The 15,499-nt window shown below is 67.9% G+C and carries 15 protein-coding genes; 6 read left to right on the top strand and 9 right to left on the bottom strand.

The window, feature by feature from the left end; all coding sequences use genetic code 11:
- The first annotated feature begins 11 nt into the window (after positions 1–11).
- The 3 genes from nrdI to nrdF are packed head-to-tail and all read left to right on the top strand — an operon-like array spanning position 12 to position 3,566.
- Positions 12–413 (top strand): class Ib ribonucleoside-diphosphate reductase assembly flavoprotein NrdI, encoded by a 402-nt coding sequence (nrdI, locus tag HGBR_RS03195; protein ID WP_019157881.1) that lies wholly within the window; start codon positions 12–14, stop codon positions 411–413.
- On the top strand, positions 395–2,557 hold the full coding sequence (nrdE, locus tag HGBR_RS03190; protein WP_019157880.1) for a class 1b ribonucleoside-diphosphate reductase subunit alpha: 2,163 nt from the start codon (positions 395–397) through the stop codon (positions 2,555–2,557). The genes nrdI and nrdE overlap by 19 nt, the downstream gene beginning before the upstream one ends.
- Positions 2,558–2,591: 34 nt before the next feature.
- Positions 2,592–3,566, top strand: a complete 975-nt coding sequence (gene nrdF / locus HGBR_RS03185; RefSeq protein WP_019157879.1) for a class 1b ribonucleoside-diphosphate reductase subunit beta — start codon at positions 2,592–2,594, stop codon at positions 3,564–3,566.
- A 138-nt stretch (positions 3,567–3,704) separates the two neighbouring features.
- On the opposite strand, the gene HGBR_RS16210 is transcribed toward nrdF, so the two are convergent.
- Both HGBR_RS16210 and HGBR_RS19290 read right to left on the bottom strand, forming a co-directional pair.
- Positions 3,705–4,223, bottom strand: a complete 519-nt coding sequence (locus HGBR_RS16210; protein WP_019157878.1) for a hypothetical protein — start codon at positions 4,221–4,223, stop codon at positions 3,705–3,707.
- Between the two features lie 124 nt (positions 4,224–4,347).
- Positions 4,348–4,938 (bottom strand): SRPBCC domain-containing protein, encoded by a 591-nt coding sequence (locus HGBR_RS19290; RefSeq protein WP_083882748.1) that lies wholly within the window; start codon positions 4,936–4,938, stop codon positions 4,348–4,350.
- Positions 4,939–5,078: 140 nt separating this feature from the next.
- On the opposite strand from HGBR_RS19290, the gene HGBR_RS03170 reads away from it, so the two are divergent.
- Entirely contained in the window at positions 5,079–7,319 is a 2,241-nt protein-coding gene (locus HGBR_RS03170; RefSeq protein WP_019157876.1) for a heavy metal translocating P-type ATPase, read from the top strand.
- On the top strand, positions 7,303–8,520 hold the full coding sequence (chrA, locus tag HGBR_RS03165; protein WP_026077290.1) for a chromate efflux transporter: 1,218 nt from the start codon (positions 7,303–7,305) through the stop codon (positions 8,518–8,520). The genes HGBR_RS03170 and chrA overlap by 17 nt, the downstream gene beginning before the upstream one ends.
- Before the next feature lie 39 nt (positions 8,521–8,559).
- On the opposite strand, the gene HGBR_RS03160 is transcribed toward chrA, so the two are convergent.
- The 6 genes from HGBR_RS03160 to HGBR_RS16200 all read right to left on the bottom strand — a co-directional run bounded on the left by HGBR_RS03160 (position 8,560) and on the right by HGBR_RS16200 (position 14,295).
- Positions 8,560–9,381, bottom strand: a complete 822-nt coding sequence (locus tag HGBR_RS03160; RefSeq protein WP_245533255.1) for an ABC transporter substrate-binding protein — start codon at positions 9,379–9,381, stop codon at positions 8,560–8,562.
- 5 nt (positions 9,382–9,386) lie between these two features.
- Positions 9,387–10,373, bottom strand: a complete 987-nt coding sequence (locus HGBR_RS03155) for an NAD(P)H-dependent flavin oxidoreductase (RefSeq protein WP_019157873.1) — start codon at positions 10,371–10,373, stop codon at positions 9,387–9,389.
- A 243-nt stretch (positions 10,374–10,616) separates the two neighbouring features.
- Positions 10,617–11,402, bottom strand: a complete 786-nt coding sequence (locus HGBR_RS03150; protein ID WP_019157872.1) for an enoyl-CoA hydratase — start codon at positions 11,400–11,402, stop codon at positions 10,617–10,619.
- Entirely contained in the window at positions 11,399–12,454 is a 1,056-nt protein-coding gene (locus HGBR_RS03145) for an enoyl-CoA hydratase/isomerase family protein (RefSeq protein WP_019157871.1), read from the bottom strand. The genes HGBR_RS03150 and HGBR_RS03145 overlap by 4 nt, the downstream gene beginning before the upstream one ends.
- Positions 12,451–13,617, bottom strand: a complete 1,167-nt coding sequence (locus tag HGBR_RS03140; RefSeq protein WP_026077288.1) for an acyl-CoA dehydrogenase family protein — start codon at positions 13,615–13,617, stop codon at positions 12,451–12,453. Before HGBR_RS03140 ends, HGBR_RS03145 begins: the two co-directional genes overlap by 4 nt.
- A gap of 165 nt (positions 13,618–13,782) precedes the next feature.
- Positions 13,783–14,295, bottom strand: a complete 513-nt coding sequence (locus HGBR_RS16200) for a MarR family winged helix-turn-helix transcriptional regulator (RefSeq protein ID WP_019157869.1) — start codon at positions 14,293–14,295, stop codon at positions 13,783–13,785.
- 68 nt (positions 14,296–14,363) lie between these two features.
- Here HGBR_RS16200 and HGBR_RS03130 point away from each other — a divergent pair, with 68 nt between their 5' ends.
- The gene (locus HGBR_RS03130; RefSeq protein WP_019157868.1) at positions 14,364–15,107 is read left to right on the top strand and encodes an SOS response-associated peptidase; all 744 of its coding nucleotides are present in this window, start codon (positions 14,364–14,366) and stop codon (positions 15,105–15,107) included.
- A 194-nt stretch (positions 15,108–15,301) separates the two neighbouring features.
- On the opposite strand, the gene HGBR_RS20500 is transcribed toward HGBR_RS03130, so the two are convergent.
- A partial coding sequence (locus tag HGBR_RS20500) for a hypothetical protein (protein ID WP_218915934.1) occupies positions 15,302–15,499 on the bottom strand: 198 nt, incomplete at its 5' end.

Below are 15,499 nucleotides of genomic sequence, written 5' to 3'. Positions count from 1 at the left end.
GGGAGCGGGTCGTGCTCGTCGTCTACTACTCGAGTCCGTCCGAGTTCACCCACCGCTTCGTCCAGAAGCTGCAGCACCCGTCGCTGCGTCTGCCGCTCGTGACGAAGGACCCCACCCCGCTGGTCGATGAGCCGTTCGTGCTCATCACCCCCACATTCGGCGCCGGCATCAACCGCGGTTCGGTGCCCAAGCAGGTCATCAAGTTCCTCAACGTCAAGGACAACCGCGATCGGATCGTGGGGGTCATCGGCGCGGGGAACACGAACTTCGGCGAGGACTACTGCCGGGCGGCCCACATCGTGGCCGGCAAGTGCGGTGTGCCCGTCCTCTACCGCTTCGAGCTCCTCGGGATGCCCGAGGACGCCGACAACGTCAACAAGGGATTGGACCAACTGTGTCTAGCATCAGCGTAAGCAAGGACATCGAGGCGATCATCCGTGAGGAGACCGATCTCGACTATCACGCCCTCAACGCCATGCTCAATCTGTACGATGCGGACGGTCGCATCCAGTTCGAGCGTGATCGTCAGGCTGCGCGTCAGTACTTCCTCCAGCACGTCAACACGAACACCGTCTTCTTCCACGATCTGAAGGAGAAGCTGGACTACCTCGTGGAGAACGACTACTACGAGAAGGAGGTGCTGGACCAGTACTCCTTCGACTTCATCCAGCGCCTGTCCGACTTCGCGTACTCGAAGAAGTTCCGCTTCCAGACGTTCCTGGGCGCCTTCAAGTACTACACGTCCTACACGCTCAAGACCTTCGACGGGAAGCGCTACCTCGAGCGCTTCGAGGACCGCGTCGTCATGGTCGCGCTGTTCCTGGCGCGCGGTGACGAGACGCTCGCGATGCAGTTGGTCGAGGAGATCATCACCGGCCGCTTCCAGCCGGCGACCCCCACGTTCCTCAACGCGGGCAAGAAGCAGCGCGGCGAGCTCGTCTCCTGCTTCCTCCTGCGGATCGAGGACAACATGGAGTCGATCGGGCGGTCCATCAACTCCGCCCTGCAGCTGTCCAAGCGCGGCGGCGGTGTCGCGTTCTCGCTCACGAACATCCGTGAGCACGGCGCGCCCATCAAGAAGATCGAGAACCAGTCGTCCGGCGTCATTCCCGTCATGAAGCTGCTGGAGGACTCCTTCTCCTACGCGAACCAGCTGGGTGCCCGTCAGGGCGCCGGTGCCGTCTACCTGAACGCGCACCACCCGGACATCAACCGGTTCCTCGACACGAAGCGCGAGAACGCTGACGAGAAGATCCGGATCAAGACCCTGTCCCTGGGCGTCGTGGTCCCGGACATCACGTTCGAACTGGCGAAGCGCAACGAGGACATGTACCTCTTCAGCCCGTACGACGTGGAGCGCGTCTACGGCGTGCCGTTCACGGAGATCTCCGTGACGGAGAAGTACTACGAGATGGTCGACGACGCGCGGATCTCCAAGTCGAAGATCAGCGCCCGCGAGTTCTTCCAGACGCTGGCGGAGATCCAGTTCGAGTCCGGCTACCCGTACATCATGTTCGAGGACACGGTGAACCGGGCGAATCCGATCGACGGTCGGATCACGATGTCGAACCTGTGCTCGGAGATCCTGCAGGTGTCGGAGCCCAGCGCCTACGACGCGGATCTGGGATACGAAGCGATCGGCAAGGACATCTCCTGCAACCTGGGCTCGCTCAACATCGCGCTCACGATGGACTCGGACGACTTCGGCCGCACCATCGAGACGGCGATCCGCGGCCTGACCGCCGTGTCCGACACCTCGGACATCCAGTCCGTGCCGTCGATCGCGCGCGGCAACGACATGAGCCACGCGATCGGCCTGGGCCAGATGAACCTCCACGGCTTCCTCGCCCGCGAGCGGATCCACTACGGCTCCGACGAGGGCCTGGATTTCACGAACATGTACTTCTACACCGTGACCTACCACGCGGTGCGGGCGTCGATGGAGATCGCGAAGGAGCGCGGGCGCACGTTCGCCGGCTTCGAGCGCTCGAAGTACGCGACCGGCGAGTACTTCGACAAGTACACGGAGCAGGAGTGGGCGCCGCGCACGGAGCGCATCGGAAAGTTGTTCGAGGACATGGGCGTCGCGATCCCCACGCAGGACGACTGGCGGCAGCTGAAGGCCGACGTGGCCGAGCACGGCATCTACAACCAGAACCTGCAGGCCGTTCCGCCCACCGGGTCGATCTCGTACATCAACAACTCGACCTCGTCGATCCACCCGGTCGCCTCGAAGATCGAGATCCGCAAGGAGGGCAAGCTGGGTCGTGTGTACTACCCGGCTCCCTTCATGTCGAACGACAACCTGGAGTACTACCAGGACGCGTACGAGATCGGCTACGAGAAGATCATCGACACGTACGCGGAGGCGACGCAGCACGTCGATCAGGGCCTGTCGCTCACGCTGTTCTTCATGGACACGGCGACGACGCGCGACATCAACAAGGCTCAGATCTACGCGTGGCGCAAGGGGATCAAGACGATCTACTACATCCGCCTGCGTCAGCTGGCGCTCGAGGGGACCGAGGTCGAGGGCTGCGTCTCGTGCATGCTCTGACCCACTGCCCGCACACGGATTCCGAGGAGAATGCATGACTGAGACGAAGCAGACTGTCTCGCCGATCGACCCGATCAACTGGAATCGGATCCAGGACGACGTCGACGCGGAGGTCTGGGACCGGCTCACCGCCAACTTCTGGCTGCCGGAGAAGGTGCCGCTCAGCAACGACGTCCAGTCGTGGTCGTCGCTGACGGAGCCGGAGAAGCTCCTGACGATGCGCGTGTTCACCGGCCTCACCCTCCTGGACACGATCCAGGGGACGGTGGGTGCGGTGTCGCTCATCCCGGACGCGCTGACCCCGCACGAGGAGGCGGTCTACACGAACATCGCGTTCATGGAGTCCGTGCACGCGAAGTCGTACTCCTCGATCTTCTCCACGCTCGCCAGCACGAAGGAGATCGACGAGGCCTTCCGGTGGTCGGCGGAGAACCAGAACCTGCAGAAGAAGGCGCAGGTCATCGTCGAGCACTACGAGGGCGACAACCCGCACAAGCGCAAGATCGCCTCCGTGATCCTCGAGTCCTTCCTGTTCTACTCCGGGTTCTACCTGCCGATGCATTGGTCGTCCCGGGCCCGCCTCACGAACACGGCGGACCTCATCCGCCTCATCATCCGCGATGAGTCGGTGCACGGGTACTACATCGGCTACAAGTATCAGCGCGGACTGGACGGGGCCGACCAGGCGCTGAAGGACGAGCTCAAGGACTTCACGTACAGCATGCTGTTCGACCTGTACGAGAACGAGGTCCAGTACACGCACGACCTGTACGACGAGGTGGGACTGGCCGAGGACGCGAAGAAGTTCCTGCACTACAACGCGAACAAGGCCCTCATGAACATGGGGTACGAGCCCATGTTCCCCAAGGACGTCACGGACGTGAATCCGGCGATCCTGGCCGCGCTGTCGCCCAACGCTGATGAGAACCACGACTTCTTCAGCGGTTCCGGCTCCTCCTACGTCATCGGCAAGGCCGAGGCCACGGAGGACGACGACTGGGACTTCTGAGACCCCAGAGATCGCTCAAGGCCCGAGAGGGCTGATGGGAGGCCCGGACCTGCAGGTTTCTGCAGGTCCGGGCCCCTTTCTCGTGCCACGAGCGTCGCTGATAGGGGAGAGAACAACCTGGTCGGAGCGAGTATCGGATCAAGCGTCCGCGTCGTCCGAAGGTCCGTTGTCCTGGGCGAGATGGTAGGCCTGCGCGAGGACTCTGATCTGTGCTGGGTTGTAGAGATCGGGCAGCGACTGGTAGAGGGCGTGGATCGCCTCGCGTCTGCGCGCTGTCGTCGGCTGGGGCGGGATCCGTGTGTCGGGGTAGTTCTCGTGAATCGTGCGAAGCACCAGCGCCAGCCGCAGGGCGACAGCGTGGATGGTCTCGGCGCTGGCATCGGCCGGCAGTTCGTTGAAGGCGATGTCGGTGTCCTGGTGGTGTTCGGCGATCTCGTGCAGGTCCTGCATGCCCTGTTCGTCATAGAGCAGTGTGCTGATCGATATGACCGCCCTGTCCGCTCCGGTGAGGCCGTCGGCAATGGACTCGAAGCCGACGGGCACGTCCGGTCCGGTGCGGTGGGCGAGGAGCTCGGCGAGGTCGGCTCGGACGCTCTGTTCACGTTCGATCGAGGCGGCGAGTCGTGCATCGAGCGCGCGCACGATGGTGGTGAACACCCCCGTCAAGTAGGAGCCATCACCCCGGACGACTCCGTCTCGTCCGACGCACACCACTCTCCGGAGGACCACCATGACCACCACGCCTGACCCGACCCTCAACGAGCCCTCGAGCGCCTCCCCGTCAGTCGTCGGAACACGTCCTTTCGGCGCCCACCTGTCGATGCGGTGGTGGGTCTCCGTGGTCTTGACGATCGTCGTCGTCGCAGCGATCTACGGCCTCCAACTGATTCTGGGAGGCATCGCGGCCGTCGTCGAGTTCGGCCTGCTCGGCAAAGATCCCGATGATGCCTCGCTGACGCCTCTGACCGTCCTGGCGATCAATCTCTCGACCATCCTCGTCGCCCCGCTGGCACTCCTCGTTCTCGCGAAGGCCGGGCGGGTGCCGTGGCGATCCGCACTGAGCGTGGGACGGGCTTTCCGGTGGCGTCGGCTTGGCGGGGCCACCAGCGAGGAGCGCCTCGATCTCGTCGATGAACGAGTGGTAGCCCGCGATCGTCGCTTCGACCTGCTCGTCGCTGAAGTCCGCGCGGTCCTGGCTGATGGTGAGGCGGGTCCCGTCCGCGGTCTCCTCGAGGTCGAAGAGGACGGGCAGGCCAGCGTAGGCGTCCGGCTGATCCGTCAGGGTCATCGCGAGGTGCGACGGTCGGTCCACCTCCACGTACTCACCGCCCCACTGGATCCGCACGCCGGTCGACGATCGTCCGGTCCTCATCGTAGTTCGCACCGTCACGACGGGACCGGGGTCCAGTGCGAGGTCCCGCACGTCCGAGTGTGACGCAGGAGGCTCTCCGGCGGACTGTCTTTATACCCCTGGGGGGTATATGGTTCCCGTGAGGGCGAAAGGAGTGGACGATGTCCCACCAGCACCATCCGCACGACGAGTACGCGCAGGCGAGCGCCGCGCACCACGAGAGCCACGGGGCTCATCCGTCCCACGGAGATCAGGGCGGTCACGCGGGCCACGGCGAGCACGGTGACCACACCGATCACACCGATCACACCGATCACAGCGGACACGCCGGCCACGGAGGCCACGCCGGCCACGGAGGCCACGCCGGCCATGGTGACCACGTCGCGCAGTTCCGCCGGCTCTTCTGGATCATGCTGGTGTTCGCGCTCCCCGTCGTCGCGTTCGACGCGATGTTCGCGAGCCTCGTGGGCTACCCGCTGCCCCGGTCCGGGTGGACGACCTGGATCTCGCCCGTCCTGGGCACCGTCATGTACGTGTGGGGCGGCCGCCCGTTCCTGACCGGCGCGGTGGACGAGATCCGCGGGCGCCGGCCGGGCATGATGCTCCTCATCGGCCTCGCGATCACGGTCGCGTTCCTCGCGTCGTGGGCGTACAGCCTGGGACTCGTCAGCCACGAGCTGGACTTCTGGTGGGAGCTCGCACTCCTCATCGTCATCATGCTGGTGGGGCACTGGATCGAGATGCGGTCGCTCGCGCAGACGACCTCGGCGCTCGACTCGCTCGCAGGACTCCTGCCGGACGAGGCGGAGAAGGTCGACGGCGACACCACCGTCCGCGTCGCGCCCTCCGCGCTGCAGGTGGGCGACGTCGTCGTCGTGCGACCCGGGGCCTCGGTGCCGGCGGACGGCCGTGTGGTCGACGGCACCGCCTCCCTCGACGAGTCGATGATCACGGGTGAGTCCCGCACCGTGCGCCGATCCGTGGGCGACGCGGTCGTCGCGGGCACGATCGCGACGGACTCGGGTCTGCGTGTCGAGGTCACGGCGACGGGCGACGACACCGCTCTCGCGGGCATCGAGAAGCTCGTGACGGACGCGCAGAACTCCTCGTCCCGCGCCCAGCGCATCGCGGACACGGCCGCGGGCCTGCTCTTCTGGTTCGCGCTCACCGCCGCCGTCATCACGGCGATCGTCTGGTCCGTCGTGGGTCACCCGGACGACGCCGTCGTCCGCGCGGTCACCGTCCTCGTCATCGCGTGCCCCCATGCGCTGGGCCTGGCGATCCCGCTGGTCGTCTCGATCGCCACGGAGCGCGCCGCCCGCGCCGGCGTCCTCATCAAGGACCGCCTGGCCCTCGAATCGATGCGCCGCGTCGACTCCGTCCTCTTCGACAAGACCGGCACGCTCACGGTGGGTGCCCCCACCGTCACCGCCGCCGAGGCCGTGGCCGGGTGCTCGGACAACCGTCTCGTGGCGCTGGCCGCGGCCGCCGAGGCGGACAGTGAGCACCCGCTGGCGACCGCCATCGTCGCCGCCGCCCGCGATCGGGACCTGACGGTCCCGGCCGCGACGGACTTCTCCTCCTCGCCCGCGGTGGGTGTGCGTGCGTCCGTGGACGGCGTCATCGTCGAGGTGGGCGGTCCCTACCTGCTGGAGCAGCACGGTGCCGCGGAACTGCCGATCGCGGACCGGTGGCGGGAGGAGGGTGCGATCATCCTCCACGTGCTCGCCGACGGCCGCGTCATCGGGGCTCTGCGACTGGCGGACGAGATCCGTCCGGAGTCCCGCGACGCCGTCGCCGCGCTCCACGCGCAGGGCGTCCAGGTCGTCATGATCACGGGTGACGCGCGGGCGGTCGCGGAGTCGGTCGCGCATGAGCTGGGGATCGACCGCGTCTTCGCGGGTGTGCGGCCCGAGGACAAGGCGGCGAAGGTCTCCCAGCTGCAGGACGAGGGTCGCCGGGTCGCGATGGTGGGCGACGGCGTGAACGATGCGCCGGCACTGGCGCAGGCGGATGTGGGCATCGCGATCGGCGCGGGCACGGATGTGGCGATCGGCTCCGCCGGGGTGATCCTCGCCTCGTCGGATCCCCGCTCCGTCCTCTCCGTGCTCGAGCTGTCGCGGGCGACCTACCGGAAGATGCGGCAGAACCTCTGGTGGGCGGCCGGCTACAACCTCCTGTCCGTCCCGCTGGCGGCCGGAGTCCTCGCCCCGGTGGGCTTCATCCTGCCGATGAGCGTGGGAGCGATCCTCATGTCGCTGTCGACGATCGTCGTCGCACTGAACGCGCAGCTGCTCCGCCGTCTCGACCTGGACCCCGATCGTTGGCGGGACGTTCACGCGGATGCGGTTGCCGCGGGGGCCAGACGTGCCGATCATGTGGGGGATGACCACTCCTCCTGACCGCACAGCGGTACCGCGCACACCCGGCACCGTCCGCGAGGTCTTCTGGGTGTTCCTGCGGCTGGGGCTCACCTCCTTCGGGGGCCCCGTCGCACACCTGGGGTATTTCCGGGAAGCCTTCGTCGTCCGCCGGCAGTGGCTGGGGGAGCGGGCCTACGCGGACCTCGTGGCCCTCTGTCAGTTCCTGCCGGGCCCCGCCTCCAGCCAGGTGGGGATGGCGCTGGGACTGCAGCGCGCCGGGATGCTGGGACTGCTGGCCGCATGGACGGCATTCACCCTGCCGTCGGCCGTCGTGCTTGTCGTACTGGCGCTGGGGCTCACCGCACTGGGCGGGACGGAGGAGGCGGGGTGGATCCGCGGTCTCCTGGCGGTGGCGGTGGGGGTCGTCGCGCACGCCGTCATCGGCATGGCGCGGACTCTCGCCCCGGACCTCGCGCGGGCGCTCATCGCCGTGGTCGCGCTCGTGGCGGTGCTCCTGCTGCCCGGCGCGCTCACCCAGGTGGGCGTCATCGTGGCGACGGGACTCGTGGGTCTGCTGTGGCTGCGTGCGGACCCGACGGACACCGGCCCGGACCCGTTCCCCGTGCGCGTGCCGCGCAGAGCGGGGATCGCCTGCCTCGCGGCCTTCGGCGCACTCCTCGTGGCCCTGCCGCTGCTGACGCGCCTGTCCGACTCCTCCGCACTGGCGCTCGTCGATGCGTTCTACCGGGCGGGAGCCCTCGTGTTCGGCGGCGGCCACGTCGTGCTCCCGCTGCTCCAGGCGGACACGGTTGCGACCGGCCTCGTCTCGCAGGACACGTTCCTGGCGGGCTACAGCGCGGCGCAGGCGGTGCCCGGGCCGCTCTTCACCGTCGCGGCCTTCCTGGGCGCGTCGACCACGTCCGGCCCCACGGGCATCGCGGGGGCCGCGATCGCGCTCGTGGCGATCTTCCTGCCCGCCGGCCTCCTGGTCGTGGGTGCGCTCCCGTTCTGGGAGGTCCTTCGCCGCGACCGCCGTGCGCGTCGCGCGCTCAGGGGAGTGAATGCGGGCGTCGTGGGAATCCTCGCCGCCGCACTCGTGACCCCGGTGCTGTCCGAGGGCGTCACGGACGTGGCCACCGGGCTCCTGGCGATCGGCGCACTTCTGGGCCTCTCCGTCGTGAAGGTGCCAGCGTGGGCGGTCGTGATCGCAGGAGGGGCGGTGGGTGGGCTCCTTCTCTGAGCCCTCCCACCGCCCCTCCCGGCGGACCGCTGCATCTCCTCAGCTGCGCGAGGCCTCCTCGGCCGGGACCTTCGCGGCCTCGGCGGCGTCCTCGAACCACTCCTCGACGAGGGCGTCGTAGCTGCCGTCCTCACGCATCTCGGAGAGCATCGCATTGAACTCGTCGAGCACGGGGCTGCCCTCCAGGCGGACGGCGGCCGCCAGATGCTCGTCCGTGTCGAACGACTCGACCATCTCGACGGACTCGTCCGCCTGCATGACCGCCAGCACCAGCGAGATGTTCGCGATGCCCGCATCGATCTGCTCCGACTGCACGGACTGCTGCAGCAGCGCAGACGCCTCGAACTGCACGGTGTTGAGTCCCTGCTCGGCGGCGAAGTCGGAGCTGGTCGTCGCATCCTGCACGCCCACCCGGGCATCACCCAGGTCGTCGATCGACTCGAAGCCCGCGTCCTCCTTCGCCATGAGGGCGAGGTTGTCGTAGACGATCGAGTCGGAGAAGAGCATCTTCGACTCGCGCTCCTCCGTCACCGTCATCGCGGCCAGCGCGATGTCGCACTGGTTCGTCTCCAGTGCGGCGGCCGACTGGATCGACTCGAACGGCGAGTTGATGAAGTCGACGTCCACCTCCAGCCTCTCGGCCAGGTCGCGGGCCAGATCGATCTCCAGGCCCTTGGCCTCGCCGTCCTCCTCGAACTCGAAGGGAGGAGCCGGCATCGTCGTGCAGACCGTGAGCATCCCGGGGGTCACGAGACCCAGCTCGTCGTCACCCGCCGCGTCGTCCGACCCGCCGCACGCAGCGAGGGCCAGGAGCGGGACGATCGCACCGCCCGCGGACAGACGGCGGACGCCTCTGTGCACCGCCGTCACGCGGAGCCGACCAGTGCGCCGTCGAGCATCGCTGCGCGCGCGTCCCGGTACTGCTGCGCCAGGGTCGCGACGAACTCGCGCGTGGACACCGAGGACTTGATCGTGCCGATGCCCTGTCCCGAGCCCCAGATCTCCTTCCAGGCCTTGGGCTTCTTCTGGTCGCGGTCGGACCCGAACGTCATCTTCGACGGGTCGGAGACCTCGAGGTTCTGGGGGTCGAGGCCCGCGTTGCGGATCGAACCGCTCAGGTAGTTCCCGTGGACGCCGGTGAAGAGGTTGGAGTAGACGATGTCGCTGGCGCTCGAGTCGACGACCATCTGGCGGTAGCCGTCGGCCACATTGGCCTCCGGAGTCGACAGGAAGGCGGACCCCACGTAGCCGAAGTCCGCGCCCATCGCCTGCGCGGCGAAGACGGACCGGCCGTGCGCCATGGCGCCGGACAGGGCCAGCGGGCCGTCGAACCATTCGCGGATCTCCTGGACCAGCGCGAAGGGCGACAGCGCACCGGCGTGGCCGCCGGCACCGGCGGCGACCGCAATGAGACCGTCGGCGCCCTTGTCGATCGCCTTGTGGGCGAACGTGTTGTTGATGATGTCGTGGAGGACGATGCCGCCGTAGGACTGCACCGCCTCGTAGACGTCCTCCCGCGCACCCAGCGAGGTGATGACGATCGGGACCTTCTTGTCGACGACGACCTCGAGGTCGTGCTCCAGGCGGTCGTTCGTCCGGTGCACGATGAGGTTGGCGGCCAGGGGCCCCACCGGCTGATCCGGGTTCGCGGCGGCGAAGGCCGCGTTCTCCTCGTTGATCTCATCGAACCAGTCCGCCAGTTCCTCGGCCGGACGGGCGTTGAGGGTGGGGAAGGAGCCGACGATGCCGGACTGGCACTGCGCCTTGACGAGCTCCTTGCCGGAGGCGATGAACATGGGGGAGGCGATCACCGGGACGCTCAGGGGCCGGGTGAGGATCTCAGGAAGGGACATGCTTCTCCTTGTGTAGTCGTCCGCGATGACGGTGTGCTCACACTGTAACGCTTTGTCGAACGCTCGAACAGTCACCGCTGACTGGGAGGCGGGGAACCGTCGACAGGGGGACGTGCGCGTGCGCCGCGGGCCTCGGCTCCGTCCCGGGTGAGGGAGCGGAGTCGAGGCCCGCGATGAGGCCGCCGCGTGCGCGCGGCCCGGTCTGCCCTGCGACTGATGCCGCGTGCGCGCGACCGGGGAGGTTCAGGAATCCGTGAAGTTCGGATCCCGCTTCTCGACGAAGGCGGCCATGCCCTCCGTCTGATCGTCCGTCGCCAGCGAGGCGTGGAAGAGGCGGCGCTCGTAGGCGAGGCCCTGCTGCAGTGTCGTCTCGAACGCCGCGTTGACCGCTTCCTTCACCATCGCGGATGCGATGAGCGACTTCGACGCGATCGTCGCCGCGACCCCGGCGACCTCCTCCATGAGGGTGTCGTGCGGGACGATGCGCGCGACCAGGCCCGAACGCTCGGCCTCCTCCGCATCCATCATCCGGCCGGTGAGGCAGAGGTCCATCGCCTTCGCCTTGCCGATCGCACGGGTCAGTCGCTGCGACCCGCCCATGCCGGGCAGCACGCCCAGATTGATCTCCGGCTGGCCGAACTTCGCCTTGTCCGACGCGATGAGGATGTCCGCCATCATCGCCAGTTCGCAGCCGCCGCCCAGGGCGAAGCCGTTGACAGCGGCGATGATCGGCTTCGAGACGGCGTTCAGCCGCGACCAGCCCGCGAACCAGTTCTTCCGGTAGGCGGTCGCGAAGTCGAGGCTCGACATCTCCTTGATGTCCGCGCCGGCGGCGAAGGCGCGTCCTGCGCCCGTGAGGACGATCGCGCGGATCGCGTCGTCCACATCCGCCGCCGCGGCCGCGGCGGTCACGTCCTCGAGCACCTGCATGTTGAGCGCGTTGAGGGCGTCGGGCCGGTTGAGGGTGATGGTCGCGACGCCGTCCGCGTACTCGACGAGGACCGTCTGGTAGGTGGCGGGAGTGCTCATGCGAAGACCTTTCGATTCTGCGGGGTGGAGAGGACAGCGGTCACGAGCGCGGGATCGACCTCGTCCAGCGACGCGGGCGACCACTGCGGGTTCCGGTCCTTGTCGATCACCTGCGCGCGGATGCCCTCGCGCAGGTCCGGCTGCGCGCTGATCTCGCTGCCCGCGCGGAAGTCGCGCTCCAGGACGTCCGCGAGACTCATGTCGCCCGCGGTCCGGATCATCTCGAAGGTGACGGAGACGGACAGCGGCGACTTCGTCGCGATGAGGTCACCCGCGGCCCGGGCCGCCTCGTCCGCGTGGGCACGCAGGGCGGCCACGACCTCGGCGGCGGTGTCGCCCGTGTAGCAGGCGGCGATCCAGTCCTCGTCGGCCTCCAGCTGGGAGGCGGGCGGCTGGGCCGCGAACCGGGCGATGATCTCGTCGACGTCGCCGCCGGCGGCCAGCGCCGCCGCCAGGTCGTCGATCGAGTCGCGCGGCACGAACGTGTCCGCCAGGCCGTACCGGATCGCATCGCCCGGGCCGATCGGCTGCCCGGTCAGCGCCAGGTGCTGGCCCACCCCGGGGTGGGGGATGCGGGCCAGCGCGTACGTGCCGCCCACATCGGGGAACAGACCGATCCCGGTCTCCGGCATCCCCACCTTCGACGTCTCCGTCACGATGCGGTGGGAGCCGTGCACGGAGATCCCCACGCCGCCGCCCATCGTGATCCCGTCCATGACGGCGATGTAGGGCTTGGGGTACTGGGAGATCGCGTGGTTCATGCGGTACTCGTCGGCCCAGAAGTCGACGGCGTCGCTGGTGCCCTCGACGATCGCGCGGTGGATCGCCTTGATGTCGCCGCCGGCGCACAGTCCGCGATCGCCGCGGCCCGTCACGAGGACCGCGGTGACGGCGGGGTCGTCCTTCCACTGCTGCAGGGCGTCCGCCATGATCGTCACCATGTCCGCGGACAGCGCGTTGATCGCCTTGGGCTTGTTGAGCTCGATGCGGCCCAGTCCGCCCTCGACGCGGGTGAGGACTGCGGCTTCGTCGCCCGTTCCTGACATCGTCATCCCACTCCTGTGCTCCTGCGCGAGATGATCACGCGCATGATCTCGTTCGTTCCCTCGAGGATCTGGTGGACTCGCAGGTCACGCACCAGCTTCTCCACTCCGTACTCTGCCAGATAGCCGTAGCCGCCGAACACCTGCAGAGCGCGGTTGGCGACCTCGAAGCCGGTGTCCGTGGCGGTCAGCTTGCCCATCGCGGACAGCAGTGTGGTCGACGGGTCGTCCGCGTCGTACGCCGAGGCCGCCCTCCACAGGAGCGACCGTGCGGCTTCCAGCCGGGTCTGGAGATCCGCGACCTCGAACCGCAGGGCCTGGAAGCCCGTGAGGTCCTGGCCGAACGCCTGCCGCTCGTTCATGTAGGAGATGGCCTTCTCCAGCGCGGACTGCGCCCCGCCCAGCGAGGAGGCGCCGATGTTGAGACGACCGCCGTCCAGGCCGGACATCGCGATCCTGAAGCCGGTGCCCTCCTCGCCGATCCGGTTCGCGGCGGGGACGCGGACGTCGTCCATGATGACCTGGCGCGTGGGCTGCGCCTTCCAGCCCATCTTCTTCTCGTTCGCCCCGAACGTGAGGCCCTCCGTGCCGTCCTCGACGATGAAGGCGGAGATGCCGCGTGCGCCGTCCTGGCCCGTCCGGGCCATGACGAGGTAGAGGTCCGTGCTGCCGGCACCGGAGATGAACTGCTTGACGCCGTTGAGGATGTAGTCGTCGCCGTCGCGGCGGGCGGTGGTCTTCAGCGCCGCGGCGTCGGAGCCCGCGCCCGGCTCCGTGAGGCAGTAGCTGGACAGCATCTCGAATGATGCCAGCGGGACGAGCCACTTCTGCTTCTGCGCCTCGGACGCGAACGTCTCGAGGCACTTGGCGACCATGTTGTGGATCGAGATGTAGCTCGCCACGGCGGGGCAGCCGGTGGAGAGCGCCTCGAACACGAGGACCGCGTCCATGCGGCCCAGGCCGGCACCGCCGTACTCCTCGTCGATGTAGATGCCGCCCATCCCCAGCTCCGCGGTCCGCTTGATGGTGTCGAGGGGGAAGTGGGACTCGGCGTCCCAGTCGAGTGCGTGGGGGGCCAGTTCCTCGTCGGCGAAGTCCCGGCACATGGCGAACAGCTCCTGCTGCTCCTCCGTGAGCCCGAACGGAATGGCCGACACCGTGCTGCGTGCCATGCGGTTCTCCATCTCCTGAATCAGTGAGGGACAGGGGCCATCGCCGGCCGCTCCCTCGTCCGGGCACCATGGTACGCAGATTTGCTAGGACGTCCAAGTAATGCAGGTCACGAGTGCGTGGGGGTGGGTGGTGACGTCAGCGCGGTCGCCCTCCGAGGGCGGGTGTCAGTGCGACTGCGGGGGAGCGGCGCCCTCGAGGAACGAGCGGAGCTCGGAGACACGGCTCAGCATCTCGCGCACACGCTCGGGCTCGAGGCCCGATTGGCTGAAGACGTGCTCGTTGAGCTCGGCGGTGGCGCGCGCGACGAGACTGCGGCCCGCCTCGGTGATCTCGACGAGAGTGGTGCGGCCGTCCTCGGGATGCGGTCGGCGCTGGGCGAGGCCGGCGGCTTCGAGGCGGTCGACGGAGTTGGTCGTCGAGGTCGCGTGCACCTGCAGGCGCTGCGTGATCTTGTTCATCGGCAGGCTCCCGCGGCGGGTGAAGGACAGCAGGGCCAGGACCTCGTAGCGGGAGAAGGTGAGTGACAGGGGCCGCAGCACGCGATCGACGCGGGCGAGGAACAGCTGATGCACGCGCATGACGGAGATGACCAGAGTCATGCCGTCCGCCGCGTCGTCCCAGCCTCGCAGGACCCACTGTCGGCGCGACTCGTCGATGGGGTCGAGTCCCTCGCTCATCGTCCGTCCTCCGTCGGGTTCGCCCGCGCGGTCCAGCACGGGGATTGGCCAGAGTCTATAGAAGTGCGATGATCGACGGCATGTGCGGGCGCATCAACATGGGACTCGATCCCGCTGACCTGGTGGATGAGCTGGAGATCGACCACGTCTCCTACGCGCACCGGGAGCTCTACAACGTTCCGCCCGGCGGCACGCTGCCGATCATCGTGGATCGACCGGACGCGGATGGAGTCCTCTCGCGGCGCCTGGAACCGGCGCGCTGGGGCCTGGTTCCGGGATGGGCGAAGGACGTGAAGATCGGTTTCCGCGCCTTCAACGCGCGATCGGAGACCGTGCGGTCGAAGCCCATGTTCCGGTCGGCCTTCGCGCGACAGCGGACCGTCGTCCCCGTGCCGGCCTACTACGAATGGACTGCAGGCCCGGACGGGAAGAAACCGTGGATGATGCGGTCAGCCCATCACGACTTCCTCTTCATGGCCGGCCTCTACGAGTTCAAGAAGCTGGCGGACGAGGAGCAGGCGGTCGCGGGAGACGACCCCGCAGCCGCGACCGGCTGGCTCGTGACCACGACGATCCTCACGACCGAGGCACAGGGTCACCTGGCAGAGGTGCACGACCGGATGCCGGTCATGATGGCACCCGGATCGATCGAGGAGTGGACCGCGCCGCAGTCCGACGCAGACGGCGCCGCTGAGGTACTGGCCCGTCTGCTCGACGCGAACGACCCCGACGCGGTCGAGAGATTCCGCGTGGGCAGCGAGGTGGGGAACGTGCGGAATCAGGGATCGTACCTGGCCCAGCCGGTGGGGTGAGACCCAGCTCACGGGATTCCGGCTTGCGCGGCCGCTGCGAACCGGTCTAGATTATTCCCTGTTGCCTTCACGGGGAACGCGCCGCAGGGAGAAAGTATCAGGGCGAAAGTCCAGGTCAGACACCATGAGCGCGCTCGATCGAGAGGCAGCGGATCGACCGTCGCAGCGGGAACGCTCGACGCCGGCCGGCCGGATCACGGACACGCGATTTGCGTTCCCGCGATCGGATCGCCTAGGTTTGATCCTTGTCGCTCCACAAGCCTCGTCCCTGGATCGAGACGGAGGAGCGGCTGCCCGATGAACATCAGGCAACACGACGGCGAGTCGAGTTGCAGAGAGCGAATCGGACTGATAAACTTACTGAGCCCCTCGGGGCTGAGGTAGAAAATATA

Origin of the sequence: Brevibacterium senegalense, assembly GCF_000285835.1 — a bacterium.
GTDB classification, from domain to species: domain Bacteria; phylum Actinomycetota; class Actinomycetes; order Actinomycetales; family Brevibacteriaceae; genus Brevibacterium; species Brevibacterium senegalense.
This window is presented reverse-complemented; position numbering and strand designations above follow the sequence as displayed.

Coding starts and splice junctions, on each gene's coding strand:
- HGBR_RS03170 (WP_019157876.1), top strand. CDS start 5,079: ATGTCCCACCAGCACCATCCGCACGACGAGTACGCGCAGGCGAGCGCC.
- HGBR_RS03130 (WP_019157868.1), top strand. CDS start 14,364: ATGATCGACGGCATGTGCGGGCGCATCAACATGGGACTCGATCCCGCT.
- HGBR_RS19290 (WP_083882748.1), bottom strand. CDS start 4,938: ATGAGGACCGGACGATCGTCGACCGGCGTGCGGATCCAGTGGGGCGGT.
- HGBR_RS03140 (WP_026077288.1), bottom strand. CDS start 13,617: ATGGCACGCAGCACGGTGTCGGCCATTCCGTTCGGGCTCACGGAGGAG.
- HGBR_RS03155 (WP_019157873.1), bottom strand. CDS start 10,373: ATGTCCCTTCCTGAGATCCTCACCCGGCCCCTGAGCGTCCCGGTGATC.
- HGBR_RS03150 (WP_019157872.1), bottom strand. CDS start 11,402: ATGAGCACTCCCGCCACCTACCAGACGGTCCTCGTCGAGTACGCGGAC.
- HGBR_RS16200 (WP_019157869.1), bottom strand. CDS start 14,295: ATGAGCGAGGGACTCGACCCCATCGACGAGTCGCGCCGACAGTGGGTC.
- chrA (WP_026077290.1), top strand. CDS start 7,303: ATGACCACTCCTCCTGACCGCACAGCGGTACCGCGCACACCCGGCACC.
- HGBR_RS03145 (WP_019157871.1), bottom strand. CDS start 12,454: ATGACGATGTCAGGAACGGGCGACGAAGCCGCAGTCCTCACCCGCGTC.
- nrdF (WP_019157879.1), top strand. CDS start 2,592: ATGACTGAGACGAAGCAGACTGTCTCGCCGATCGACCCGATCAACTGG.